This is a genomic window from Yinghuangia sp. YIM S10712, from assembly GCF_051388935.1.
In the GTDB taxonomy this organism is placed as follows: domain Bacteria; phylum Actinomycetota; class Actinomycetes; order Streptomycetales; family Streptomycetaceae; genus Yinghuangia.
This window is the reverse complement of the sequence record NZ_JBPKBI010000001.1, coordinates 600,703-624,848: the sequence shown is the minus strand read 5'-3', so window position 1 is coordinate 624,848 and position 24,146 is coordinate 600,703. Positions and strand designations below refer to the sequence as shown.

At 69.2% G+C, this 24,146-nt stretch carries 24 protein-coding genes; 5 read left to right on the top strand and 19 right to left on the bottom strand.

The features are described from left to right. Positions 1 to 18 precede the first annotated feature (18 nt). The 15 genes from nuoN to ACRX5W_RS02855 all read right to left on the bottom strand — a co-directional run bounded on the left by nuoN (position 19) and on the right by ACRX5W_RS02855 (position 17,759). The gene (gene nuoN, locus ACRX5W_RS02925) at positions 19 to 1,578 is read right to left on the bottom strand and encodes an NADH-quinone oxidoreductase subunit NuoN (RefSeq protein WP_436786284.1); all 1,560 of its coding nucleotides are present in this window, start codon (positions 1,576 to 1,578) and stop codon (positions 19 to 21) included. Then, a complete protein-coding gene (locus ACRX5W_RS02920) occupies positions 1,575 to 3,251 on the bottom strand; it encodes an NADH-quinone oxidoreductase subunit M (protein WP_436786283.1) in 1,677 nt (558 codons plus the stop codon). Before ACRX5W_RS02920 ends, nuoN begins: the two co-directional genes overlap by 4 nt. A gap of 52 nt (positions 3,252 to 3,303) precedes the next feature. Beyond that, the gene (gene nuoL / locus ACRX5W_RS02915) at positions 3,304 to 5,196 is read right to left on the bottom strand and encodes an NADH-quinone oxidoreductase subunit L (RefSeq protein WP_436786771.1); all 1,893 of its coding nucleotides are present in this window, start codon (positions 5,194 to 5,196) and stop codon (positions 3,304 to 3,306) included. A gap of 106 nt (positions 5,197 to 5,302) precedes the next feature. Beyond that, positions 5,303 to 5,602 (bottom strand): NADH-quinone oxidoreductase subunit NuoK, encoded by a 300-nt coding sequence (gene nuoK, locus ACRX5W_RS02910; protein WP_436786282.1) that lies wholly within the window; start codon positions 5,600 to 5,602, stop codon positions 5,303 to 5,305. Next, a complete protein-coding gene (locus ACRX5W_RS02905; RefSeq protein ID WP_436786281.1) occupies positions 5,599 to 6,702 on the bottom strand; it encodes an NADH-quinone oxidoreductase subunit J in 1,104 nt (367 codons plus the stop codon). The genes nuoK and ACRX5W_RS02905 overlap by 4 nt, the downstream gene beginning before the upstream one ends. An 8-nt stretch (positions 6,703 to 6,710) precedes the next feature. Further along, positions 6,711 to 7,304 (bottom strand): NADH-quinone oxidoreductase subunit NuoI, encoded by a 594-nt coding sequence (gene nuoI, locus ACRX5W_RS02900; protein ID WP_436786280.1) that lies wholly within the window; start codon positions 7,302 to 7,304, stop codon positions 6,711 to 6,713. A gap of 2 nt (positions 7,305 to 7,306) precedes the next feature. Then, positions 7,307 to 8,734 carry an NADH-quinone oxidoreductase subunit NuoH gene (gene nuoH / locus ACRX5W_RS02895; RefSeq protein WP_436786279.1) on the bottom strand — a complete coding sequence of 476 codons (1,428 nt, stop codon included), beginning with the start codon at positions 8,732 to 8,734 and terminating at the stop codon, positions 7,307 to 7,309. Further along, positions 8,734 to 11,439: an NADH-quinone oxidoreductase subunit G gene (locus tag ACRX5W_RS02890; protein WP_436786278.1), complete on the bottom strand. Its 2,706-nt coding sequence runs from the start codon at positions 11,437 to 11,439 to the stop codon at positions 8,734 to 8,736. The genes nuoH and ACRX5W_RS02890 overlap by 1 nt, the downstream gene beginning before the upstream one ends. Then, on the bottom strand, positions 11,439 to 12,803 hold the full coding sequence (gene nuoF / locus ACRX5W_RS02885) for an NADH-quinone oxidoreductase subunit NuoF (protein WP_436786770.1): 1,365 nt from the start codon (positions 12,801 to 12,803) through the stop codon (positions 11,439 to 11,441). Before nuoF ends, ACRX5W_RS02890 begins: the two co-directional genes overlap by 1 nt. Next, on the bottom strand, positions 12,803 to 13,516 hold the full coding sequence (gene nuoE, locus ACRX5W_RS02880; protein ID WP_436786277.1) for an NADH-quinone oxidoreductase subunit NuoE: 714 nt from the start codon (positions 13,514 to 13,516) through the stop codon (positions 12,803 to 12,805). The genes nuoF and nuoE overlap by 1 nt, the downstream gene beginning before the upstream one ends. Next, the gene (locus ACRX5W_RS02875; RefSeq protein WP_436786276.1) at positions 13,513 to 14,856 is read right to left on the bottom strand and encodes an NADH-quinone oxidoreductase subunit D; all 1,344 of its coding nucleotides are present in this window, start codon (positions 14,854 to 14,856) and stop codon (positions 13,513 to 13,515) included. The genes nuoE and ACRX5W_RS02875 overlap by 4 nt, the downstream gene beginning before the upstream one ends. Next, a complete protein-coding gene (locus ACRX5W_RS02870; protein ID WP_436786275.1) occupies positions 14,856 to 15,611 on the bottom strand; it encodes an NADH-quinone oxidoreductase subunit C in 756 nt (251 codons plus the stop codon). Before ACRX5W_RS02870 ends, ACRX5W_RS02875 begins: the two co-directional genes overlap by 1 nt. Next, entirely contained in the window at positions 15,608 to 16,162 is a 555-nt protein-coding gene (locus ACRX5W_RS02865) for a NuoB/complex I 20 kDa subunit family protein (protein ID WP_436786274.1), read from the bottom strand. The genes ACRX5W_RS02870 and ACRX5W_RS02865 overlap by 4 nt, the downstream gene beginning before the upstream one ends. A gap of 65 nt (positions 16,163 to 16,227) precedes the next feature. Continuing rightward, the gene (locus tag ACRX5W_RS02860) at positions 16,228 to 16,587 is read right to left on the bottom strand and encodes an NADH-quinone oxidoreductase subunit A (RefSeq protein ID WP_436786273.1); all 360 of its coding nucleotides are present in this window, start codon (positions 16,585 to 16,587) and stop codon (positions 16,228 to 16,230) included. Positions 16,588 to 17,237: 650 nt separating this feature from the next. Beyond that, positions 17,238 to 17,759, bottom strand: coding sequence for an O-acetyl-ADP-ribose deacetylase (locus ACRX5W_RS02855; protein ID WP_436786272.1), 522 nt, complete (start codon positions 17,757 to 17,759; stop codon positions 17,238 to 17,240). A 455-nt stretch (positions 17,760 to 18,214) separates the two neighbouring features. On the opposite strand from ACRX5W_RS02855, the gene ACRX5W_RS02850 reads away from it, so the two are divergent. Continuing rightward, a complete protein-coding gene (locus tag ACRX5W_RS02850; RefSeq protein ID WP_436786271.1) occupies positions 18,215 to 19,126 on the top strand; it encodes a hypothetical protein in 912 nt (303 codons plus the stop codon). A 36-nt stretch (positions 19,127 to 19,162) separates the two neighbouring features. On the opposite strand, the gene ACRX5W_RS02845 is transcribed toward ACRX5W_RS02850, so the two are convergent. Further along, entirely contained in the window at positions 19,163 to 19,828 is a 666-nt protein-coding gene (locus tag ACRX5W_RS02845) for a hypothetical protein (protein WP_436786270.1), read from the bottom strand. A gap of 46 nt (positions 19,829 to 19,874) precedes the next feature. On the opposite strand from ACRX5W_RS02845, the gene ACRX5W_RS02840 reads away from it, so the two are divergent. Then, complete coding sequence (locus tag ACRX5W_RS02840; protein WP_436786269.1) at positions 19,875 to 20,378, top strand: hypothetical protein; 504 nt, start codon at positions 19,875 to 19,877, stop codon at positions 20,376 to 20,378. A 100-nt stretch (positions 20,379 to 20,478) separates the two neighbouring features. Then, positions 20,479 to 20,958, top strand: a complete 480-nt coding sequence (locus ACRX5W_RS02835; protein ID WP_436786268.1) for a polyketide cyclase — start codon at positions 20,479 to 20,481, stop codon at positions 20,956 to 20,958. A gap of 15 nt (positions 20,959 to 20,973) precedes the next feature. Here the strand turns inward: ACRX5W_RS02835 and ACRX5W_RS02830 are convergent, their stop codons facing one another. Together ACRX5W_RS02830 and ACRX5W_RS02825 are read right to left on the bottom strand one after the other, a co-directional pair. After that, complete coding sequence (locus tag ACRX5W_RS02830) at positions 20,974 to 21,315, bottom strand: helix-turn-helix domain-containing protein (protein WP_436786267.1); 342 nt, start codon at positions 21,313 to 21,315, stop codon at positions 20,974 to 20,976. A 22-nt stretch (positions 21,316 to 21,337) separates the two neighbouring features. Continuing rightward, positions 21,338 to 21,703 (bottom strand): type II toxin-antitoxin system RelE/ParE family toxin, encoded by a 366-nt coding sequence (locus ACRX5W_RS02825; protein WP_436786266.1) that lies wholly within the window; start codon positions 21,701 to 21,703, stop codon positions 21,338 to 21,340. Positions 21,704 to 22,144: 441 nt separating this feature from the next. Between ACRX5W_RS02825 and ACRX5W_RS02820 the strand changes: the two genes are divergently transcribed. After that, entirely contained in the window at positions 22,145 to 22,702 is a 558-nt protein-coding gene (locus ACRX5W_RS02820; protein WP_436786265.1) for a DUF1772 domain-containing protein, read from the top strand. 27 nt (positions 22,703 to 22,729) lie between these two features. Here ACRX5W_RS02820 and ACRX5W_RS02815 read toward each other — a convergent pair whose 3' ends face one another. Beyond that, a complete protein-coding gene (locus ACRX5W_RS02815; RefSeq protein ID WP_436786264.1) occupies positions 22,730 to 23,137 on the bottom strand; it encodes a MerR family transcriptional regulator in 408 nt (135 codons plus the stop codon). Positions 23,138 to 23,186: 49 nt separating this feature from the next. On the opposite strand from ACRX5W_RS02815, the gene ACRX5W_RS02810 reads away from it, so the two are divergent. Then, positions 23,187 to 24,071, top strand: a complete 885-nt coding sequence (locus ACRX5W_RS02810) for an NAD(P)-dependent oxidoreductase (RefSeq protein WP_436786263.1) — start codon at positions 23,187 to 23,189, stop codon at positions 24,069 to 24,071. Positions 24,072 to 24,146: the final 75 nt, after the last annotated feature.

Genomic DNA, 24,146 nt, shown 5'->3' with positions numbered 1-24,146 from the left:
GAGTGTCTGCGCCCGCTGCTAATGGACGAAGAGGGCTGCCTTGTCCGCAAGGTCCAGGACCGGCTGCGGGAGGATGCCCAGGACAACCGTAACCGCTACCCCCAAAGCGATGGCAGCGGTGGTCATCACGCTCGGCACGGCCACGGTCGGGCCGTCCGCCTTCGGCTCCGAGAAGAACATCAGAACGATGACCCGGACGTAGAAGAACGCGGCGATGGCGGAACACAGCACGCCGACGATCACCAGCGATCCGGCTCCGCCGTCGGCAGCAGCCTGGAACACCGCGAACTTGCCGGTGAAGCCGCTGGTCAGCGGAATGCCCGCGAACGCCAGCAGGAAGACCGCGAACACCGCGGCGACCAGCGGCGAGCGCCGGCCCAGCCCCGCCCAGCGCGACAGGTGGGTGGCCTCGCCGCCCGCGTCGCGGACCAGCGTGACCACCGCGAAGGCGCCGAGCGTGACGAAGCCGTAGGCCACGAGGTAGAAGAGCGTGGACGACGCGCCCGCCTCGTTCGCCGCCAGCATGCCGGTCAGGATGAAGCCGGCGTGGGCGATCGAGGAGTACGCCAGCATGCGCTTGACGTCCGTCTGGGTGATCGCGATGACCGCGCCGGCGATCATGGTGGCGATCGCGACGCCGATCATGACGGGACGCCAGTCCCACTTCATGCCCGGCATCGCGACGTAGAAGAAGCGCAGCAGCGCACCGAACGCGGCCACCTTGGTCGCGGACGCCATGAACCCGGTGATCGGCGTCGGGGCGCCCTGATAGACGTCGGGCGTCCACGAGTGGAACGGCACCGCGCCGACCTTGAAGAGCAGGCCGACGGCGACCATCGCCATGCCGATCAGCAGCAGCGCGTCGTTGTCCATCGCGCCGCCCGTCGCCACCGCGATGCCGTCCAGGCGCAGGGTGCCGGAGTAGCCGTACAGCAGGGCCACGCCGAAAAGGAAGAACGCGGACGAGAATGCACCGAGGAGGAAGTACTTGAGCGCGGCTTCCTGCGACAGCATGCGGCGGCGCCGGGCCATGCCGCACAGCAGGTACAGCGGGAGCGACAGGACCTCCAGGGCGATGAACATCGTCAGCAGGTCGTTGGCGGCCGGGAAGAGCAGCATGCCGGCCAGGGAGAACATGGTGAGCGGGAAGACCTCGGTCTGGTGCAGCCGGGCCTCCGTCGCCTCCTTCTCCGCGGCGCTGCCGGGCGCCGCGGCGGCCTGCGGGGCGAACGCGTCGGCGCCGCCGCCCTCGACGCGGCGCTCGGCGATCAGCATGACCGACACGATGCCCAGCAGCAGCAGCGTGCCCTGGAGGAACAGCGACGGGCCGTCGACCGCGACGGCACCGACCGCGGCCACCTCCTGCTCGCCGGCCAGGGCGACGACCGCGCCGAACGCCGCCGCCATGCCGGCGAAGGCCAGCACGAGCTGGGTGACGTAGCGCGCCTTGCGGGGCACGAACGCCTCGACGAGGACTCCGGCCACGGCGACACCGAACACGATGAGCATCGGCGAGAGTTCGCCGTACTCGATCTTCGGGGCGTCGACCGCCGCGGCGAGCTGAAGACCGGCGCTCACTTGTTGCCTCCAGTGGTGTGGGCGGCCGGCGCGTGGGCGGCCGCCGGCTCGGCGGCCGGCCCTGCGGCCGGTGCTGCTTCCGGCGCGATCGGACGCGTGGGCTCCGGGTCGCGGCGGTCGACCTGGGTGAGCGTCCCGTCGACCGCCGGATTGACGACGTCGAGGATCGGCTTCGGGTAGACGCCGAGTGCGATCAGCACCGCGAGGAGCGGCGCGACCACGACCTTCTCGCGCAGCCCCAGGTCGCGCATCTTCTCGTTGCCGGCCTTGACCGGTCCGGTCATCGTGCGCTGGTAGAGCACCAGGACGTACAGCGCGGCCAGGATGATGCCGACCGTCGCGAAGACGCCGGCGACCTGGTAGCGCGAGAACGTCCCGACGAGGACCAGGAATTCGCTGACGAACGGCGCCAGGCCGGGCAGCGAGAGCGTGGCCAGGCCGGCGACCAGGAAGGTCCCGGCGAGAACCGGCGCGACCTTCTGCACACCGCCGAAGTCCGCGATGGTCTTCGAGCCGCGCCGCGTGATCAGGAAGCCCGCGATGAGCAGCAGCGCCGCGGTCGAGAACCCGTGGTTGATCATGTAGAGCGTCGCGCCGGAGTGGCCCTGGCTGGTCATCGCGAAGATGCCCATGATGATGAAGCCGAAGTGCGAGATCGAGGTGTACGCGATCAGGCGCTTGATGTCGGTCTGCCCCACCGCCAGCAGCGCCCCGTAGATGATCCCGATCACCGCGAGCGTCACGATCAGTGGTGCGAAGGTCTTCGACGCGTCCGGGAAGACCTCCAGGCAGAAGCGCAGCATCGCGAACGTGCCGACCTTGTCGACCATCGCGGTCACCAGTACGGCGACGCCGGGCGTCGCCTCGGTCATCGTGTCGGGCAGCCACGTGTGGAACGGCCACAGCGGCGCCTTGATGGCGAAGGCGAGCATGAAGCCGAGGAACATCGCCTTCTCGGCGGTCGGGTCGAGGTCCAGCTCACCGCTCGCCACCGCCTGCGAGATGCGGAGCAGGTCGAACGTGCCCTGCCCGCTGCCGCCCAGGTCGGCGTCGGCGGTGGCCACGTACAAGCCGACCACCGCGGCCAGCATGACCAGGCCGCCGAGGAGGTTGTAGAGCAGGAACTTGACCGCCGCGTACGAACGTTGCGCGCCGCCGAAGCCGCCGATGAGGAAGTACATCGGGATGAGCATGGCTTCGAAGAAGATGTAGAAGACGAAGATGTCGGTGGCCGCGAACGACACCACCACCATCGCCTCGACCATCAGCATCAGCGCAAAGAACGCGTGCGTCGAGCGCGGTGCGGCCTTCTCACCCGTGCTGCCGTCCATGCGGATCTGCGGCGTGTCGGCGTCGTGCCACGACGCCAGCACCAGGATCGGCATGAGTGCCGCGGTGAGCAGGATCAGCACCACGCCGATGCCGTCCACGCCCAACGCCCAGTGCACGCCGAACGCTTCGATCCACGTGTGGTTCTCGGTGAACTGGAATCGGTCGCCGTCGGGTGAGAACTTCACCGTGAGGATGATCGCCAGGACCAGCTCGGCGAGCGTCACCGCGAGCGCGGTGTTCTTGGCGAGCACGCGCTTGCCGGCGGGCAGCACGGCCACCAGGAGGCCGCCCGCGAACGGCAGCGCGGCCATGACGGTCAGCCAGGGGAATCCGTCGTTCATCGCATTCCCTCCGCCGCGTGCCGCCGAGCCTCAGAGAAACGCCGAAGGGACATCACGCCATCCTCGCCATCAAGGTCGCCGCCACCACGACGGCCGTGCCGCCGAACATCGACAGCGCGTACGAGCGGGCGAAACCGGTCTGCACCCGGCGCACCCGCGCCGACGTACCACCGATGAACGCCGCCAGCCCGCCCACGAATCCGTCGATGCCGCGCAGGTCCAGCCACACCAGCAGGCGTGTCAGGTACTGGCCGGGCCGCATGACCAGGCCCTCGTTGATCGTGTCCTGGTAGAGGTCCTTGCGGGCCGCGACCGTGGCGAGCGAGCCGTGCGGGGCGACGGCCGGTACCTCGCGCCGTGCGTACTGGACGTACGCGACCAGCACGCCGAGCGCCACCATCGCGGTCGCCATGCCGGTGACCACCCAGACACTGAACGGCAGTTCGCCGTGGTCGAAGCCGGTGACCGGGGTCAGCCAGTCCACGAACGCGTCGTTCAGGACGAACAGCCCGCCCGCGAACACCGACCCGAACGCCAGAACGATCATCGGCAGCGTCATCGACACCGGCGCCTCGTGCGGATGCGGCTCGCGCCACTCCGGCGGTGCGCCCGCCGGTGCGTCCTTCCAGCGCTCGCGCCCGAAGAACGTCATGAGCATCACGCGCGTCATGTAGTACGCGGTCAGGGCGGCCGCGACCAGCGTCACCGAGCCCAGGATGTAGCCGCTCGTGCCGCCCTTCGCGAACGCCGCCTCGATGATCTTGTCCTTGGAGAAGAACCCGGACAGCAGCGGGAATCCGATGATCGCGAGATACCCGAGCCCGAACGTGACGAAGGTGACCGGCATGTACTTGCGCAGGCCGCCGTACCGCCGCATGTCGACCTCGTCGTTCATGCCGTGCATGACCGAGCCCGCACCGAGGAACAGCCCGGCCTTGAAGAAGCCGTGCGTCACCAGGTGCATGATCGCGAACGCGTAGCCGATCGGACCGAGGCCGGCGGCCAGGATCATGTAGCCGATCTGCGACATCGTCGATGCCGCGAGCGCCTTCTTGATGTCGTCTTTCGCGCAGCCGACGATCGCCCCGAAAAGCACCGTGATGGCGCCGACGATGGTCACGACCAGTTGCGCGTCGGGCGACGCGTTGAAGATCTCCGCCGAGCGCGTGATCAGGTACACGCCCGCGGTCACCATCGTCGCGGCGTGGATGAGCGCGGAGACCGGCGTCGGGCCCTCCATCGCGTCGCCGAGCCACGCCTGGAGCGGGAACTGCGCCGACTTGCCGCACGCCGCGAGCAGCAGCATGAGGCCGATCGCGGTCATCGTGCCGTCGGACGCCTCGGCCGAACCACCCAGCACCTGGTCGAACGAGAACGTCCCGAAGGTGGTGAACATCAGGAAGATCGCGACGGCCAGACCGAAGTCGCCGACGCGGTTCATGATGAACGCCTTCTTCGCCGCGGTCGCCGCCGACGGCTTGTGCTGCCAGAAGCCGATCAGCAGGTACGACGCGAGCCCGACGCCCTCCCAACCCACGTACAGCAGAAGGAAGTTGTTGGCCAGCACCAGCAGCAGCATCGAGGCGAGGAACAGGTTCAGGTACGCGAAAAACCTGCGCCTGTTCTCGTCGTGCGCCATGTAGCCGATCGAGTAGACGTGGATCAGCGAGCCGACGCCGGTGATCAGCAGCACGAACACCATCGACAGTTGGTCGAGGTGCAGCCCGATCTCGGCCTGGAAGCCCTCCGCCGGCACCCAGTTCCACAGGTGCTGGTTGACCGACCGCTCCGCGTCGTCCTTGCCGAGCATCGCGGCGAACAGCACGAGGCCGACCGCGAAGGAGGCGAGTGCGAGCAGCGTCCCGACCCAGTGGCCGAACCTGTTCGTGCGTTTGCCGCCCAGCATCAGGACCGCCGCACCCAGCAGCGGCAGCCCGACGACCAGCCAGGTCGCCGAGAAGGCGCCCTCCGCCGCGACCGAGTGCAGGCCCTGTCCGCCTTCCGACGACGCCAACACGCCTGCGGAAACCGAGGTTGTGATCACCAGTCCCCTACCACTTCATCAGGTTGGCGTCGTCGACCGAAGCCGTACGGCGGGAACGGAAGATGGCGATGATGATCGACAGACCGACGACGACCTCGGCCGCCGCGACGACCATCGTGAAGAACGCGATGATCTGCCCGTCGAGGTTGCCGTGCATCCGCGCGAACGTCACGAACGCCAGGTTCGTCGCGTTGAGCATGAGCTCGACGCACATGAACACCACGATCGCGTTGCGGCGCAGGAGCACACCCGCCGCGCCGATGGTGAACAGCAGAGCCGACAGGTACAGGTAGTTCGCCGGGTTCATGACAGCGTCCCCTTGGATTCCTTCGATCCGGCGCCGGCCGCGACGGAGTCGCCGTCGGTACGCTCCGCCCCGGCCCCGTCAGGGTCCACGCCCGACGCTCCTCCGCCGTCGGCGTCACCCGCGTCGCCGCCGTCCGGACCGGGGCCACCCGCCTCGGGACCGCCCGGCGAACCGGTGCCTTCCTCGCCTTCGTGGCGGGCCGGCGGCACGTCGCCGCGCTGCTCCATCCACACTTCGGCGTTCTCCTCCAACTCCGCGACCCGGTGCACCGGTTCGTGGCTGACGTCGCGTACCTGGCCGCGGGCCCGCAGCGTCGCGTTGACCGACAGCTCGGAGACCGTGCCGTCGGGCAGCAGCGCGGGGATGTCGACGGCGTTGTGCCGCGCGTACACACCCGGCGCCGGGAGCGGGGCGAGGTTGACGTTCTCGCGCACGCGCTCGTCGGCGAGTTCGCGCTGCGTCTTGCGCGGCGTGAGGCGTTCGCGGTGGGCCAGCACCATCGCACCGAGCGCGGCGGTGATCAGCAGAGCGCTGGTGACCTCGAACGCCCAGACGTAGCGCGTGAAGATCAGGTGCGCCAGGCCTTCGACGTTGCGGTCCTCGCGCATCGCCGACACCACGTCGGGGTCGGTCTCGGCGACACCCGCCGGGGAGACCCCGCCGCCGAAGCCCGCGAAGTCGCCCAGCGACGCGTTCGCGATGCCGGCGACCAGCAGGATGCCGAAGCCGAGCCCGGCGAGCACCGCGGCGACGCGCTGCCCGCGCAGCGTCTCCTTGAGCGAGTCCGCCGACGAGACGCCGACCAGCATCAGGACGAAGAGGAACAGCATCATGATCGCGCCGGTGTAGACGACGATCTGCACGATGCCGAGGAACACCGCGCCCTGGGCCATGTAGAAGAACGCCAGGCACAGCATCGTCGCGGCCAGCATGAGCGCGCTGTGCACGGCCTTCTTCATGAAGACCGTGCCCAGCGCACCGACCAGCGCGATGGTGGCGAGGATCCAGAACTGCACCGCCTCGCCCGTCGAGGTACGGGTGAGCTGTTCCGCGAGGACGACGCCTCCGGAGAGCCCGTCGGCGGCGGCGGTTTCCGTCATGAGAGCGGTCATCGCACACCCGCTTCACGGTCGCCGGGCGCGTTCTCGTCGGTGCCGTCCCCGGACTCCGCGCCCTGCGTCACCGTCCCGGGCGCGGCCTCGGTGACCTTGCCGAGGTAGTAGTCGCGCTCCTCCGTCCCCGGGTACATCTCGTGCGGCGGGGCGACCATGCCCTCGTGCAGCGGAGCGAGGAGTTGGTCCTTGGTGAAGATCAGACTCGCCCGGGTGGTGTCGGCGAGTTCGTACTCGTTCGTCATCGTCAGCGCCCGGGTCGGGCACGCCTCGATGCACAGGCCGCAGAAGATGCAGCGCAGGTAGTTGATCTGGTAGACGCGGCCGTAGCGTTCGCCCGGGGAGAAGCGCTCCTCCTCGGTGTTGTCCGCGCCTTCGACGTAGATCGCGTCCGCCGGGCACGCCCAGGCGCACAGTTCGCACCCGACGCACTTCTCCAAGCCGTCGGGATGCCGGTTGAGCTGGTGCCGGCCGTGGTAGCGCGGCGCGGTCGGCTTCTTCTCGAAGGGGTAGAACTCGGTGTTCGCCTTCTTGAACATCGTCGCGAAGGTGACGCCGAAGCCCGCCACGGGTCCCAGGAAGTTGCCCACGATCACACCTCCCTGTCCGTCGTGTCCGTCGTGGCCGTCGTGTGCGTCGTGTCCGTCGGGTCGCCCGGCTCCTGCGGTTCGACGGCCGCGCCCACCGAGACCGTGCGCTTGATGGCGCGCCGCGGCACCGGCGGCAACTGCTGTCCGGGCAGCGGCGGTACGGGGAAGCCGCCCGCCATCGGATCGAAGGGCTCGGACGCGCCTGGTGTGCCGGGAAGCGGCTCGGGTTTCTCCTCGTCCTCGTCGGTGCCGCGGAGCATGTCCCACAGCACCGAGAGCACAAGGACCACGATGATCGCCCCCGCGATGCCGAGCACGATGTTGCGGTAGTCGTAGCCCTCGTTCTTCAGCGCGCGCACGGTGGCCACGAGCATCAGCCACACCAGCGATGTCGGGATCAGGACCTTCCAGCCGAACCGCATGAACTGGTCGTAGCGCAGGCGTGGCAGCGTGCCGCGCAGCCAGATGAACATGAAGAGGAAGAGCTGGACCTTGAGGAAGTACCAGAGCAGCGTCCACCAGCCGCTGTTCGCACCGTCCCAGACGGCGGTGATCGGCCAGGGCGCGCGGTAGCCGCCGAGGAAGAGCGTGGTGGCCAGCGACGAGACGACCACCATGTTGATGTACTCGGCCAGGAAGAACAGCGCGAACTTCAGCGACGAGTACTCGGTGTGGAAGCCGCCGACGAGTTCACCCTCGGCCTCGGGGAGGTCGAAGGGCGCGCGGTTGGTCTCGCCGACCATCGCGATGACGTAGATGATGAACGACACCGGCAGCAGGACCGCGTACCACGTCTCGGTCTGCGAGGCGACGATCTCCGAGGTGGACATCGAGCCGGCGTAGAGGAAGACGCCCGCGAACGACAGGCCCATGGCGACCTCGTACGAGATCATCTGGGCGGTGCTGCGCAGCGAGCCGAGCAGCGGGTACGTCGAGCCGGACGACCAGCCGGCCAGCACGATGCCGTAGATGCCCACCGACGCGGTGGCCAGGATGTACAGCACGCCGACGGAGAGGTCGGTCAGTTGCAGGTTGGTCTGGTGTCCGAACATGGACACCTCGCCGCCCATCGGGATCACGGCGAAGGCCATGAACGCCGGGATCATCGCGACGACCGGCGCGAGGATGTAGACGGGCCGGTCGGCGGCCTTGACGATGATGTCTTCCTTGAAGGCCAGCTTCACGCCGTCCGCGAGGGATTGCAGCAGGCCCTGCGGGCCGACGTGCTTGGGCCCGATGCGCATCTGCATCCATGCGACGACCTTGCGCTCCCACCAGATGGCGAAGAGCGTCATGACGACGCAGAACGCGAAGACCAGCACGGCCTTGAACAGCACGAGCCACCACGGGTCCGAGCCGAAGCCGACCGGGGCGGCGAGTTGCACGCCCGCCTCGGCGGCGGCCTGCCCGGTGGTCAGTTGCGGGCTCATCAGGTCTCCTCACCGTCACCGGAACGCTCGCCTGAACGCCCGTCAGACCGGTCCCCGGCCGCGTCGCCCTCCGCGTCGCCGCCGGTGGCCCGGGGCCGGTCCTCGGGACGCTCCCCGGCCCCGGCACCGGTGAACTGCGTGTGCGAGCCACCCGCGCCCGTCCCGTTCACAGCTCCGTTCAGCGAGCCGTTCACCGCCCCGTTGAGCCCGCCCTCGGACGCCCGTTGCTGCGGCAGCACCGCGGCGCGGAGCCGGACGACTTCGCCCGCCGAGACGCCGAGGGTGCGGAAGACGGCCGAGCCGGGCGAGTTCGCGGGCAGCCACACGACGTGGTCGGCCATCTCGGTGACCGCGAGCGGCAGGGTGATCTCGCCGCCGTGCGGTGTCGAGACGGTGACCTCGCCGCCGTCCTGCGCGCCGATCTCCTCCGCGGTCGCCGCGCTGAGCCGGACGACCGGGCGGCGGCGCGTGCCGGCCAGGGCCGACTCGCCGTCCTGGCCTCGGCCTTCGTCGAGCAGCAGGCGCCACGTCGCGAGCACCGCCTCACCCGCTCCCGGCTGCGGCGGCGCGGAGCGCACGGGCCGCGCCGGTCCGGTGGCGCGGGCGCCGGCCCAGCCGCCGAGACCGCGCAGTTCGCGCCGGGCGGAGGCGACGTCGGGCAGGCCGAGGACGTAGTCCATCTCATCGGCGAGCGCGTGCAGCACGCGCAGGTCCGGCATCGACGTACCCGCGTCGGTGTTCATCTGGTCGTGCTTGAGGACGGAGGCGAACGGCCGTTCGCGGCCCTCCCAGTCGACGAAGGTGCCGGGCTTCTCGGCGGCCGCCGCGACGGGGAAGACCACGTCGGCGCGTTCGGTGACCTCGCTGTGCCGCAGCTCCAGGCTGACGACGAACGGCACGGTCTCCAGCGCGGCCAACGCCCCGGCGGGGTCGGGCAGATCGCCTGCTTCGACGCCGCCGACGACCAGAGCGCCGAGCTTGCCGTCGCGGGCCGCGCGCAGCATGGATGCGGTGTCGAGGCCGTATCCGGTGGGGAGTTCGGGCACCCGCCAGGCGGCGGCGACCTCGGCGCGGGCCTCCGGATCGATGACGGGACGGCCGCCCGGCAGCAGGTTGAACAGCGCACCGGCTTCCAGGGCGCCGCGCTCGCCGGCCCGGCGGGGCACCCACGCGAGCCGCGCCCCGGTGGCCTCCGCGAGGGCGAGCGCCGCGGTGAGTGCTCCGGGCACCGAGGCGAGGCGTTCGCCGACCAGGATCACCGAGCCGGTCGCGCGCAGCAGTTCGGCCGCGTCCTGGCCGAGCGTGTCGAGCCCGGCGCCGGTCCCGAGCGCGTCGAGCCAGTCGGTCTCGGTGCCGGGCGCGGCGCGCAGCAGGGCGCCGTTCATGCGGATCAGACCCGAGGTCGCGAACGGCGCGATGGAGAACACCTTGAGCCGGCTCTTGCGGGCGGCCTTGCGCAGCCTCAGGAAGACGATCGGCGACTCGTCCTCCGGCTCGAACCCGGCCAACAGCACCGCGGGCGCGCGCTCAAGGTCGGCGTACGTGACCCCTATCCCGGTCCCGGCGACCTCGGAGGCGAGGAAGTCGGCCTCCTCGGCGCTGTGTTCGCGCGCCCTGAAGTCGATGTCGTTGGTGCCGAGGGCGACGCGGGCGAACTTGGCGTACGCGTAGGCGTCCTCGACGGTGACCCGGCCGCCGACCAGTACCCCGGTGCGCTGCCGCGCGGCGAGCAGGCCTTCCGCCGCCGCCGCGAGCGCGTCGGGCCACGAGGCTTCGCGCAGTTCGCCGGTGTCGCGGTCACGCAGGAGGGGCGAGGTGATGCGGTCGCCGAGAGTGGCGTACCGGAACGCGAAGCGGCCCTTGTCGCAGTTCCACTCCTCGTTGACCTCGGGGTCGTCGCCCGCGAGGCGCCGCATGACCCGGCCGCGCCGGTGGTCGGCGCGCAGCGAGCAGCCCGACGCGCAGTGTTCGCACGCCGTGGGGGTGGAGACGAGGTCGAAGGGCCGGGACCGGAAGCGGTATGCGGCCGAGGTGAGCGCCCCGACCGGGCAGATCTGGATCGTGTTGCCGGAGAAGTAGGACTCGAAGGGCTGCTTCTCGTAGATGCCGACCTGTTGCAGCGCGCCGCGTTCGATCAGGGCGATGAACGGGTCGCCCGCGATCTGCTCGGAGAACCGCGTGCACCGCGCGCACAGCACGCACCGCTCGCGGTCGAGCAGCACCTCGGAGGAGATCGGCAGCGGCTTGGGGAAGGTCCGCTTGACGTCGCCGAACCGCGACGTCGACCGGCTCGCGGTCATCGCCTGGTTCTGGAGCGGGCATTCGCCGCCCTTGTCGCAGACCGGGCAGTCGAGGGGGTGGTTGATGAGCAGCAGCTCCATCACCCCGTCCTGCGCCTTCTTGGCCACGGGCGAGCTGAGCTGCGTCTTGACGACCATGCCGTCGGTGACGGTGATCGTGCACGACGCCATCGGCTTGCGCTGTCCTTCGACCTCGACCATGCACTGGCGGCACGCGCCGACCGGGTCGAGCAGCGGGTGGTCGCAGAACCGCGGGATCGAGATGCCGATCAGTTCGGCGGCCCGGATGACCAGGGTGCCCTTGGGCACGCTGACCGCGATCCCGTCGATCGTGCAGGTGACGAGGTCGTCCTGCGGCCCCGGCGTAGGTGCGCCGCCCGCGGGCGAATTGGTGGTTACGGTCATCAGGCTTGCGCTCCTGCCAGGTTCGAGGCCCAGACCGTGGAGGCGGCCGGGTCGAAGGGACAGCCGCGGTGGGCGAGGTGCGCGACGTATTCGTCGCGGAAGTACTTGAGCGAGGAGAAGATCGGGCTCGCGGCGCCGTCGCCGAGGGCGCAGAACGACTTGCCGTTGATGTTGTCGGCGACGTCGAGCAGCGTCTCCAGGTCCTCTTCGGTGCCGTCGCCCTTCTCCAGGCGCTCCATGATCTGCTGGAGCCAGTACGTCCCTTCGCGGCACGGCGTGCACTTGCCGCACGACTCGTGTGCGTAGAACTCGGTCCAGCGCAGGACCGCGCGGACCACGCACACGGTGTCGTCGAAGATCTGGAGGGCCTTGGTGCCGAGCATCGACCCGGCGGCGCCGACGTTCTCGTAGTCGAGCGGGACGTCGAGGTGTTCCTCGGTGAGCAGCGGGGTCGACGAGCCGCCGGGGGTCCAGAACTTGAGGCGGTGGCCTTCGCGGACGCCGCCCGCGAGGTCGAGGAGTTGGCGCAGCGTCACGCCGAGCGGGGCCTCGTACTGGCCGGGGCGCTTGACGTGCCCGGACAGCGAATAGAGCGTGAAGCCGGGCGACTTCTCGGAGCCCATCGAGCGGAACCACTCGACGCCCCCCCGCATGATCGCGGGAACCGAGGCGATCGACTCGACGTTGTTGACGCAGGTCGGCGATGCGTACAGGCCGGCGACGGCGGGGAACGGCGGGCGCAACCGGGGCTGTCCGCGGCGCCCTTCGAGGGAGTCGAGGAGCGCGGTCTCCTCACCGCAGATGTACGCGCCGGCGCCGGCGTGCACGGTCAGCTCCAGGTCGAAGCCGGAGCCGAGGATGTCCTTGCCGAGGTAGCCGGCGTCGTACGCCTCCTGGACCGCGGCCTGGAGGCGGCGCAGCACCGGGACCACCTCGCCGCGCAGGTAGATGAAGGCGTGGTTGGAGCGGATCGCGTACGCCGCGATGATCACGCCCTCGATGAGGACGTGCGGGTTGGCGTACATGAGCGGGATGTCCTTGCAGGTGCCCGGCTCGGATTCGTCGGCGTTGACGACGAGGTAGTGCGGGTTGCCGTCGCCCTGCGGGATGAAGCCCCACTTCATCCCGGTCGGGAAGCCCGCGCCTCCGCGTCCGCGCAGGCCGGCGTCCTTGACGGTCTGGATGACCTCGTCCTGGTGCTTGGCCAGCGCCTTGCGCAGGCCCTGGTAGCCGTCGTGCCGCAGGTAGGTGTCGAGACGCCAGGGCCGCTGGTCGTCCCAGGTCGCGGACAGGACCGGGGTCAGGATCCCGGGTCCCGTGGTGTCGGCGGTTTCGCTCGCTCCGGTCTCATCGGACACGGGGATCACGCCCCCTTCTCGGTCGGGTCGGCGGGCCCGTCGGGGTTGCGGCCGTGCGCGATGCGCAGCCCGACCAGGCTCGGGGTGCCACCCGCGCCGCCGTGGTCGACGGCGCCTGGGCGCGGGTCGGGGAATCCGGCGAGGATGCGGGCCGTTTCGCGGAACGTGCACAGCGGGGCGCCGCGTGTGGGGGTGACCTGTTTGCCCGCGCGGAGTTCGTCGACGAGGTCCTTCGCGGAGGCGGGGGTGACGTTGTCGAAGAACTCCCAGTTGACCATCACGACGGGCGCGTAGTCGCAGGCCGCGTTGCACTCGATGTGTTCGAGGGTGATCGAGCCGTCGGGCGTGGTGCCCTTGTTGCCGACGCCGAGGTGTTCCTTCAGGGTCGCGAAGATCTCGTCGCCGCCCATGACCGCGCACAGCGTGTTGGTGCACACGCCGACGTGGAAGTCGCCGCCGTTCTCGCGGCGGTACATCGTGTAGAAGGTGGCGACGCCGGTCACGTCGGCGGTGGTCAGGCCCAGCACCTCGGCGCAGAATTCGATGCCGGTGGGGCTGACGTACCCCTCTTCGGACTGCACGAGGTGCAGCAGGGGCAGGAGAGCCGAACGCGACTGGGGGTAACGGCCGATGATCTCCCGCGCCTCGGTCTCCAGCCGGGCGCGTACGTCGGCGGGGTAGCCCGGTGCGGGCAGGCGGGGCATGCCGAGGTCGGTCATCGGTCGACACCTCCCATGACGGGGTCGATGCTCGCGACGGCGACGATCACGTCCGCGACCTGGCCGCCTTCGCACATGGCGGCCATGGCCTGGAGGTTGGTGAAGGACGGGTCGCGGTAGTGGACGCGGTACGGGCGGGTGCCGCCGTCGCTGACCATGTGCACGCCCAGTTCGCCCTTGGGCGACTCGATCGCGGCGTACACCTGGCCGGGCGGGACGCGGAAGCCCTCGGTCACCAGCTTGAAGTGGTGGATGAGGGACTCCATCGAGGTGCCCATGATGGTTCGGATGTGGTCGAGCGAGTTGCCCAACCCGTCGGGGCCGAGCGCGAGTTGCGCGGGCCAGGCGATCTTCTTGTCCTCGACCATGACGGGGCCGGGCTTCAGCCGGTCCAGGCACTGCTCGACGATCCCCAGCGATTCCTTCATCTCCGCGATGCGGACCAGGTAGCGGCCGTACGCGTCGCAGGTGTTCTCGGTCGGGACGTCGAACTCGTAGTTCTGGTAGCCGAAGTAGGGCTGCGTCTTGCGCAGGTCGTGGGGCAGCCCGGCGGAGCGCAGGCACGGGCCGGTGACGCCGAGGGCCATGCAGCCGGTCAGGTCCAGGTAGCCGATGCCCTCGGTGCGCCCTTTGAAGATGTGGTTGTCGTTGAGCAGCAGTTCGTATTCGCGGATGCGGCCGGGCAGCACCTCGACCAGTTCGCGGATCTTGTCGACCGCCCCCGGCGGCAGGTCCTGGGCGAGCCCGCCGGGCCTGATGTACGCGTGGTTCATGCGCAGGCCGGTGACCATCTCGAAGACGTCGAGGATGAGTTCGCGGTCGCGGAAGCCGAACGTCATGACGGTGAGCGCGCCGATCTCCATGCCGCCGGTCGCGAGGCAGACCATGTGCGACGAGATGCGGTTGAGCTCCATCAGCAGGACGCGGATGACGTTCGCCCGGTCCGGGACCTGGTCGGTGATCCCGAGCAGCTTCTCCACGCCGAGGCAGTAGGCGGCCTCGTTGAAGAGCGGGGTGAGGTAGTCCATGCGCGTCACGAAGGTGACGCCCTGGGTCCAGCTCCGGTATTCGAGGTTCTTCTCGATGCCGGTGTGCAGGTAGCCGATGCCGCAGCGGGCCTCGGTGACCGTCTCGCCGTCCATTTCCAGGATGAGCCGGAGCACGCCGTGGGTGGACGGGTGCTGCGGCCCCATGTTGACGACGATGCGCTCGTCGGCGTCTGCGGCGGCCTGCACCACCTCGTCCCAGTCGGAACCGGTGACGGTGTAGACGCGGCCCTCGGTGGTCTCGCGGGCCGGCGCTTCTTGGGTGGCTTCCTGGGTGGTGGGGTGATCAGCCATCAGCTGTACGACCTCCGCTGGTCGGGCGGCGGGATCTGGGCGCCCTTGTACTCGACGGGCACGCCGCCGAGCGGGTAGTCCTTCCGCTGCGGGTGGCCGGGCCAGTCGTCCGGCATGAGGATCCGGGTCAGCGCCGGGTGCCCGTCGAAGACGATGCCGAAGAAGTCGTACGTCTCGCGCTCGTGCCAGTCGAGCGTCGGATACACCTTCACGAGCGAGGGCACGTGCGGGTCCGCGTCGGGCGCGGCGACCTCCAGGCGGACCTGCCGGTTGTGGGTGATGGAGCGCAGGTGGTAGACGGCGTGCAGCTCGCGGCCGGTGTCGGTCGGGTAGTGCACGCCGCTGACACCGGTGCACAGCTCGAAGCGCAGGGCGGCGTCGTCGCGGAGTGTGCGCGCGACCTTGTGGAGGCTGTCGCGGCGTACGTGGAAGGTGAGTTCCCCGCGGTCGACGACGACGCGTTCGATCGCGGTGTCGAACTCGATGCCGGCTTCCGCGAGCGCGCCGGCCAGCTCGTCGGCGACGACGTCGAACTCGCCTTCGCGGCGTCCCTCCGGCGCGGTCGGGTCGCTGCCCGGACCGCCGTAGGGCCGGGCCGCGCCGGGCGGGAACGCGACGGTGCGGACCAGGCGACCGTAGCCGGAGGTGTCGCCGGAGCCCTTCGCGCCGAACATGCCGTGGCGTACTTCCAGGACCTCGCCCGTGTTTTCGTCGCGCGGGACGGGAACCCCGGAGCCGTTCTGTGCGTCACTCACCGCAACAGCCCCTTCATCTCGATCGTGGGGACGGCCGTCAGGGCGGCCTTCTCGGCGGCGCGCGCGGCCTCTTCGCGGTTCACGCCGAGCGGCATGTTCTGCACCTGGTCGTGCAGCTTGAGGATCGCGTCCATCAGCATCTCCGGACGCGGCGGGCAGCCGGGGAGGTAGATGTCGACGGGGACGATGTGGTCGACGCCCTGCACGATCGCGTAGTTGTTGAACATGCCGCCGGAGGACGCGCAAACGCCCATCGACAGCACCCACTTCGGCGCGGCCATCTGGTCGTAGATCTGCCGCAGGACGGGGGCCATCTTCTGGCTCACGCGCCCGGCGACGATCATCAGGTCGGCCTGCCGCGGCGACGCGCGGAAGACCTCCATGCCGAACCGCGCGAGGTCGTAGCGCCCCGCGCCGGTCGCCATCATCTCGATCGCGCAGCACGCGAGTCCGAAGGTGGCCGGCCAGAACGAGCTCTTGCGGAAGTAGCCGGCGAGATCTTCGACCGTGCTGAGCAGGAAGCCGCTGGGCAGCTTCTCCTCAATACCCATCGGATGGCCTCTCCTGGATCACCTGGAACACCTGGATCCCTGCGTCAGTGCCTGCGGTGTGCGGGTCAGTCCCACTCAAGGCCGCCGCGGCGCCAGATGTAGGCGTACGCGACGAACACGGTGAGGATGAACAGGGCCATCTCGACGAGACCGAAGACGCCGAGGGAGTCGAAGTAGACCGCCCACGGATAGAGGAAGACGATCTCGATGTCGAAGATGATGAAGAGCATCGCCGTCAGGTAGTACTTCACCGGGAAGCGCCCGCCGCCCATCGGCTGCGGCGTCGGCTCGATACCGCACTCGTACGCCTCCAACTTGGCCCGGTTGTACCGCTTGGGCCCGGTCAGCGCACCGGCGACGAGGGAGATCACGCCGAACGCGGCGGCGATGCCGCCGAGCACGAGAATCGGCGCGTACACGTTCATGCCGCACTGCTCCCTTCCGTCCATCGGGCCCGGTCACACCCACCCGCTTGTGAGCATGTGACCAGGTTCACAAGCACCCGGAACGGCGCCGATCCTACGCCCCTTCCGATGTGATCTGCGACACGGGTCCTATTCGATCTTGCTGTGATCTTCACCACCTGATGATCGTTCAGAAACGATCAAGCACCGACTGGTTGCGACCGAACGCAAGCTTTTGGACACACTGAGCGCACATACCAACCCGCCGGATGCCAATCTCGGCGACGGCCCATATCACCGGATTTGGCGGATCATCAAATTTGATCAACATCCCGGTGCCGTGTTAGTGATTCCGACCACCGCGGAGGCGCAGACACCGGGTGTGACCTTGGGTTTCCCGTCCCGCGCGGATCAAACGCCCCGCCTCCGGAACGCGGATTCGACCCCGTTCACGGCAACACCCGGGCGACACCTCGGCGGCCACCCGCGAGCGGGTGCGACGCGGGGCCGCGGTTCGATCGCGCGGCTCGAATACAACGCGGCCGGGGCGCACGGAAAGTATCGGCTTCACCACTCTCCGGCTCCGCCCGGCTTCTCGCCCAAGGCAGTTCGGCTCGCGGTACGCGACGACGGCGACCGGACCGGGCGCCGACCTCCCTCGCCCCGACCGGTCAGCCGCCGAGCGCCGCCAAGGCATCTTGGAAAGCCTCGTACGCCTGCGCGCCGAACAGCACGAACCGCGCCTCCTCGACCGAGGTCTCCGCGTCGCGCACTGTCGTCAACGCGATACGCGCGGCGTCGCCCATCGGCCACCGGTACACCCCGGTCGACACCGCCGGGAACGCGACGCTGCGTGCGCCCAGTTCGTCCGCGACACGCAGTGACTCGCGGTAACACGACGCGAGCACATCGGAGCGGTCCTCGCTGTGCGACCACACCGGACCGACCGTGTGGATCACCCGGCGCGCATCGAGGCGACCCGCGGTCGTCGCGACCGCCTGCCCGGCCGGCAGCCCGCGCCCGTAGTGGGACGCGCGCAGCGCCCGGCAGGCCTCAAGGATCTCCGGACCGCCTGCGCGGTGGATGGCGCCGTCCACACCGCCGCCGCCGAGCAGCGACGAGTTCGCCGCGTTCACGATCGCATCGACGGACTCGTGGGTGATGTCGCCCTGCACCAGCGTGATCCGAAGCATGGCGGCCACGCTATGCGCCGAGGACCGTCCGCCGCGACCGACGGGGCCCGCGCCGAGCGCCCGCTCCGACCGCCGATATCCAGCCGCGACCACCCACTTCGTCGGCCGAAAACCGGTGCCGCACGCGCGGCGACGACCAGGCTCCGCAACTCGACCGCGAGAGTGGCATTTTCCCTCGCCAAATCCGTTACGCAGGCGAACCCCCATGAGTCATCATGGAGTTCCGGTTCTCCGTGAACCGTGGCGTCATCGCAGGTCACCATCGTTGTCCAGAACATCGAGCACATCTGTGTCGCCGTTCCGGCGATCTCTGGCGACGTTCGCCGCGCCCTCGTCCCCTGTCCCCCGCGCCTGGCCGCTTCGCGGCTTATGTCGCGTCGGCCGAAGGCGCTGCCGCCGTCGTGTTCTCCGTGGTTTTCCGTCAATGCGATTCCGGGCGAGGGGGCGGTTTCGGCATGGTCGAACTTGCGGTCGTGATCCCTTACTTCAACCCGGCGGGCTACGTTTCCCACGAGCGGAAGCTGGCCCGCACTCTTGCCGCGTTCCGGGCGGTCGGCTTGGCCGGGAACGTCTACCTGACCGGGGCCGGCGGCAGCCGTCCCCTCGACGCGCAGGTGGCGTTCTGGGACGCTGACTGCCCTTATCTGTGGCACAAGGAACGCCTGATCAACCTCGCCGCGCGGCGACTGCCGGCCTCGTACACCCACGTGGTGTGGTCGGACAGCGACATCATCGTCGGCCCCGACTGGGCCGATGCGGTCGCCGACGCCTTCCGCACGGCCGCGGTGGTCCAGTGCTTCCGCACCGCCCGCTACCGCGACACCGCCGGCCTCGTGTCCATGACCCGGTCGAGCGCCCTGCTCCCCGGGGAACGCGGCGCGATGGGCCTGGTCTGGGGCGCCGACCGCGCCCTCTTCGACGACGGCCCGGGTCTGTTCGAACACGCCGTGGTCGGCGGCGGCGACTCGATCCTGGGACGCGCGATCCAGGCCGACCACAAGACCCCCTCCGTCCCATGGCTCACCAATCACCGGCGCATGCTGTCGGCCAAATGGTCCGCCGAACTACTCGCCGAACAGGACAACTGGGTGGCCGCCACCGCCCGCTGGCTCGCCGAGCGAGGCGTGTCGTCCACCACCGCCGACATAGAAGTCCTGGAACACGGCCCCCGCGCCCAACGCCAGTACAACGACCGCCACACCCTGCTCGCCGAGTTCTCCCCCACCCGCCACCTCGTCGACGAACCCGACCGGATCCTCCGCTGGACCCCCTCCGGCCACATGGAAGTCGAGCCCGCCATCCGCACCTACTTCCACAGCAGAGGTGAGGACGACCCCACAGCCCCGGCCACCGAACCCGCCGCCTGATCCGCTTGTTCCATGACGGAAGGGGCGCAGTCGGACTCAGCCGTACGGCAAGCCGCCTTCCGGCACCCGCGCCGCGTCGTCGGCGGACAGCAGGCCCGCACCGATCAACAGCCGCATCCACGTATCGGCGTACCGGCCCTTGCGGTTCGTGCGCAGTCGGTCGCGTGGGCCGAGGACCGTGTCGACGAGGCGGGGGTAGCCGGGGCCCAGCACCAGGTCGTTGAAAAAGGTGAGGATGTCGGATGCCAGTTCCGGGAATTCGATGTCCGCGTCCGGGGTCCGGCAGAGCCACATGTAATTGTCGGATTCAAGGTAGTAGACGACACCGTCTTCGGTGTCCATGACCACGCATTCGCCATACTCGGACATCTCCGGCGAGCGGGCTGTGCTGAGCAGTTCCTGACCAACCGTCAGCGGATCGCCCATCGGGCAGTCCTCGACCGTCTCCCGCGCGGCCCAGGCCGCCGGACCCGAGACCGCTTCGGGGCGCACGAACCGGAAGTAGGTCCCCGCAAGCCTGCCCACCAGGCTGTACAAGTCGGCAACTCCGTCCGGCAGCCCGGGAATCGGCTCGGCAGGGTGGGCGGGGGATTCGATGACGACCCCGAACCGGCACTCTTTCTCGACCCGGCGAAGCAGCTCAAGCTTGTCCCGGATCTCCCCCAGCGCGTCGCGTCCGTACGCTCGCGAGGTCCCGTCCATCGATCAAGGCTATCGCCGTACCCTGGTCGCCGCCGGAGGGGGAAGCGTGGTCGATTCGGATACCGGGCGGGGGCGCCTGCTGACCGGCCTGTGCATCGGGCTCGGGCTGCTCCTGGCCCTCGAAATGTGCGCTTGGCTGCTCTACGCCTTCATGGTCGGAACCGAACACGAGGGCTACAACACGAACACCGCCTCCGCACTGACCGGGCCGTTCCTGGGCCCGTCCACCGTCAACGGCTACGGCGTCCCGTCGCGTGGCCGCGATGTCTCGGAACGGGTCGCCGTCGTCATGGCCGGTGTCGACTTCTGCGCCGTGTTCGGTCTCGCCGTCCGCTCTGTCTCCCTGCGGTCGCGCGCGTTCACGACGATGGCTGTCGCCCACACATTGCTGCTGCTGTGGGCCCTCTTCCTCAGCGTGTTCGATCACGGGTACATCGCGTTTGTGCCGTGGCACGCGCTCATCGTGGGTTATTGCGCCGCGATCCGCCGGGTCGGTCCTGTCACGGATCCGCGTTCTCCGACTGCCGTGGGCCCGAACCCACGGCCCTGAGCCGCCACCTCGGACCGCGGCCGCCCCCACGACCGATGAGTTCTGCCTCCCCGCGTCGTCTGCACTTGCAGAAACATCCGAAGACGGGAGCGTGCACACCGTGGACCAGGAGACAGTAAGCGCCACACTGACGATCGCCGTACCCGCCGCGAAGGTGTTCGCGGTGCTTGCGGACCCGACGGCCCATTCTGCGATCGACGGCACCGGCTGGGTCCAGGAACCCGTCGACCGGGCCCCGCTGACCGGGGTCGGCCAGATCTTCCGGATGAGCATGCACCACGCGAAGCATCCCAGCGGTGACTACCAGACGGTCAACAAGGTCGCGGTACTCGACCCGCCACGCGCCATCGGCTGGCTGACCGGCGGACAAAAGGACGACGGCGAACCCGAATTCGGCGGCTGGATCTGGCGCTACGACCTCACCCCGCTCGGTCCGTCCGAGACCGAGGTCACGCTCACCTACGACTGGTCGGCGGTCCCGCAGCACATCCGCGACCGCGGAATCCGCTTCCCACCGTTCGGCCCGGACCACCTCACCAACTCACTCCACCACCTGTCCGAGCTCGCCTCCGGCGGGTGATGCCGACGACAGGTGTCAGCCAAGGATGTACGACTCGTCTCCGAAGTCGGCGACGATCTTCAGCTTCCCTCCCAGGGCCTTGACGTAGGCCGCGAGCGTCTCGACTTCGCTGCGTTCAAGTTGACCCTTCTCGATGCGCGACACCCGCGCCTGGCTGACCCCCATCGCCTTCGCAACTTGAACTTGGGTGGTGTGCTGGCGCTTGCGCACTTCGGCGAGGCGGTGCGCGCGAGAAGCCGCGACCATCGCTTCGGCTCCCTGCGCGATCTCGCCTTTCTCCTGCGGAGTGAAATCGAACTCCTTGGCCAACGCTTCCCAGGAGACAGCCTCAGGGTCTCGCGGGTGGTCGATGCTCATCGTCGCCCTCCTTCAATGCGCTTCAGGTGGTCCGCGTAAGCCTGCTCAGCCTGCGCAACAGCCGTTCGCGATACCAGCCGGACCATTTCCCCGCCTTGTCACCACCGACCAGGATCACCGCCTGGCGCGTGGGATCGAACACGAAAAGCAGTCGGACTTCGCTTGTGCCGGTGGACCCGGGCCGCAACTCCTTGAGGTTGGGCAGAACCGATCCTTTGAGGGTGTCGACCAACGGTCGCCCGAGCGCCGGCCCCTCTCGTTGCAGCGCCGTGATCGCCTTGCTGATCTGAATCAGCGTGGCGCGATCGGTGCTCCGTAATTGGTGCAGCCAGGACAATGCCGGCTCCACAACGACAATCGCCCAAGACATGCGATACGTGTCCTTCACCAGAGCCAATAACGCACAAAGCATACACCTCAGCTGTTATATTCGGCACCGCCCTCTTCGCCTGTCCGCAAGCCCGGACCGATGCCGAAACGGCTTTCTGGCGGCGGAAACGGATAACGCTCTGCTTCTGCACCACGTGGGCACGCTCCTCCATCTGTGGCTGGAGGCGCCCGCGGTGGACGAGTTGCCGAGGCGTGGAGTGGAGGGCTTCTCGCCCGGGTGACGGCCGCGCCCCCTGACTCGGGGCCCGGCCGCGCTGTCGGACCTGATCGCCGCCCTAACCGATCCCGACCCGGACGCGCGTCCGACTCCCGCCCAGGCTCGACGGATGCTGCACGCTGCGGTGTGAACCACTCCGACGTTCCAACGAGAGACGAACGCGTATGTTTATGCGTCTTTCACCTATGGGAACGTCCATCGCGGCGCAGTTGAATCGAAGCCATGACGGACCTCTCCCGCAGCAACGCAGCCTCCCGACGTGACCCTCTCGCCGCTCTCCTGGTCGCGTCCGTCGTCCTCAGCGGCCTGATCGCGGGCGTGTACTACTGCTTCGCGTGCGCCGTCATCCCCGCGCTCGGTGGCGTGGACGACCGCGTGTTCATCGATGTCATGCAACGGGTCAACGTGAAGATCGAAAACCCGGTGTTCTTCCTGAGCTTCTTCGGCGCCTTCGTGGTCCCGGTCGCCGCCGCGCTGGTCCAGCGCCGCCGGGGCGGAGGCGCTGTCCTGCGGTGGATCGTCGCGGGGGTTGTTCTCCACGCGTTGAGCGCGGCGGTCACGATCGTTTTCAACATCCCCCTCAACAACGAGTTGAGCGATGCGGGCTCACCGGCCGCGATAGCTGATCCGCGGGCCGTACGCGGCGACTTCGAGGACCCGTGGGTGGCGTGGAACATCGTCCGCACGTTGCTGTCCACAGCGGCGATCGCGGCGTTGGGCCACGCGATGCTGCTTCGCGGTCGTATGGCGAGTCGTCCGGCTTCGACGACGGAGCGGTGAGGTGGCAGCCGCGCGGGGACCCGTTGCTCACGCGGGAACAGGCTCCTGGTCCGCGCATTCGAACGGCGGGTAGCTCTCCTCGCCCATGCGCTCGGCCGCGTCCAGGTACCCGGCGAGGGCGCTGCGGGATCGGGCGAGTTCGGCCATCTGATCGTCCAGGCGCCGGAGTCGGGACCGTATGGCGGCCAGCAGCTCCGGACAGCCGGGCAGCTGCGGGGCTTCCCCGACCGCGCAGGGAAGCAGATACGCGATGTCCTCGGAGGACAGGCCGGCACCGAGCAGGTGCCGAATCTGCTTGACCCGCAGCACGGCGCTTTCGTCGTACTCGCGGTAGCCGTTCGCGGCGCGGTCCGCCTCCAGCAGGCCCTGGGCCTCGTAGTAGCGCAACTGATGGGCGTTGACGCCCGTCCGACGACTCAGTTCGCCGATCCGCATCGCAACCTCGCTTGACCTTCACACCGGTATCAAGGTTGACGATGCTGCCATGGACAGCAAAACCGATACACCCGTGACAGTCATCGGCCTCGGACTGATGGGCCGGGCACTCGCCGACGCGTTCCTGAAGGCCGGGCATCCCACGACTGTGTGGAACCGTACGGCCGCCAAAGCCGACGCGCTGGTGGCCGCAGGCGCGCGGCACGCACCCACGGTCGCCGACGCGGTCAAGGCCGGCCCCCTCGTCGTCGTCTGCGTCACCGACTACCCGGCCGTGTACGAACTGCTCGGCGCGAGCGACGTCGACCTGGACGGCACGACGCTGATCAACCTCACCTCGGGCAGCTCGGCCCAGGCCCGGGAAGCCGCGCGCTGGGCCGAGCAGCGCGGCGCCCGTTACCTGGACGGTGCCATCATGGCCGTCCCACCGGCGATCGGGACCGCCGAGGCGGTGATTCTGCACAGTGGGCCGCAGCACGTCTTCCAGGAGCACGAGCCGACGCTCGGCGCGCTCGGCACGATCACCCACCTGGGAGGGGACCCCGGGCTGGCGGCCCTCTACGACGTCGCGGGCCTGGCCATGATGTGGAGCGTCCTCAACGCGTGGCTCCAGGGCACCGCCCTTCTCGGGACGGCCGGTGTCGACGCCGCGACGTACGCGCCTTTCGCGCAGCGGATCGCCACCGGTGTCGCCGAATGGCTGCCCGGCTACGCCCGCCAGGTCGACGACGGCTCCTTCCCCGCCGAGGTCTCGGCCCTGGAGACGGACGCGCGGGCGATGACACACCTGATCGAGGAGAGCGAGGCCGTGGGGGTCAACGCCGAACTGCCGATGCTCTTCAAGGCTATGGCCGACCGGGCGATCGCCGCCGGACACGGAAAAGAGCAATACCCCGTACTGATCGAAGAGTTCACCAAACCGCGCGAAAACTGACCGACGTCGACGCCGGTATCGGCACGCGTACCGGCCCGTCGAACGCGGCCGGGCGGGCACCGGAACCCCGGTGCC

Coding starts and splice junctions, on each gene's coding strand:
- ACRX5W_RS02920 (WP_436786283.1), bottom strand. CDS start 3,251: ATGAACGACGGATTCCCCTGGCTGACCGTCATGGCCGCGCTGCCGTTC.
- nuoK (WP_436786282.1), bottom strand. CDS start 5,602: ATGAACCCGGCGAACTACCTGTACCTGTCGGCTCTGCTGTTCACCATC.
- ACRX5W_RS02905 (WP_436786281.1), bottom strand. CDS start 6,702: ATGACGGAAACCGCCGCCGCCGACGGGCTCTCCGGAGGCGTCGTCCTC.
- nuoH (WP_436786279.1), bottom strand. CDS start 8,734: ATGAGCCCGCAACTGACCACCGGGCAGGCCGCCGCCGAGGCGGGCGTG.
- ACRX5W_RS02890 (WP_436786278.1), bottom strand. CDS start 11,439: ATGACCGTAACCACCAATTCGCCCGCGGGCGGCGCACCTACGCCGGGG.
- nuoE (WP_436786277.1), bottom strand. CDS start 13,516: ATGACCGACCTCGGCATGCCCCGCCTGCCCGCACCGGGCTACCCCGCC.
- ACRX5W_RS02875 (WP_436786276.1), bottom strand. CDS start 14,856: ATGGCTGATCACCCCACCACCCAGGAAGCCACCCAAGAAGCGCCGGCC.
- ACRX5W_RS02865 (WP_436786274.1), bottom strand. CDS start 16,162: ATGGGTATTGAGGAGAAGCTGCCCAGCGGCTTCCTGCTCAGCACGGTC.
- ACRX5W_RS02860 (WP_436786273.1), bottom strand. CDS start 16,587: ATGAACGTGTACGCGCCGATTCTCGTGCTCGGCGGCATCGCCGCCGCG.
- ACRX5W_RS02855 (WP_436786272.1), bottom strand. CDS start 17,759: ATGCTTCGGATCACGCTGGTGCAGGGCGACATCACCCACGAGTCCGTC.
- ACRX5W_RS02850 (WP_436786271.1), top strand. CDS start 18,215: ATGGTCGAACTTGCGGTCGTGATCCCTTACTTCAACCCGGCGGGCTAC.
- ACRX5W_RS02845 (WP_436786270.1), bottom strand. CDS start 19,828: ATGGACGGGACCTCGCGAGCGTACGGACGCGACGCGCTGGGGGAGATC.
- ACRX5W_RS02830 (WP_436786267.1), bottom strand. CDS start 21,315: ATGAGCATCGACCACCCGCGAGACCCTGAGGCTGTCTCCTGGGAAGCG.
- ACRX5W_RS02820 (WP_436786265.1), top strand. CDS start 22,145: ATGACGGACCTCTCCCGCAGCAACGCAGCCTCCCGACGTGACCCTCTC.
- ACRX5W_RS02815 (WP_436786264.1), bottom strand. CDS start 23,137: ATGCGGATCGGCGAACTGAGTCGTCGGACGGGCGTCAACGCCCATCAG.
- ACRX5W_RS02810 (WP_436786263.1), top strand. CDS start 23,187: ATGGACAGCAAAACCGATACACCCGTGACAGTCATCGGCCTCGGACTG.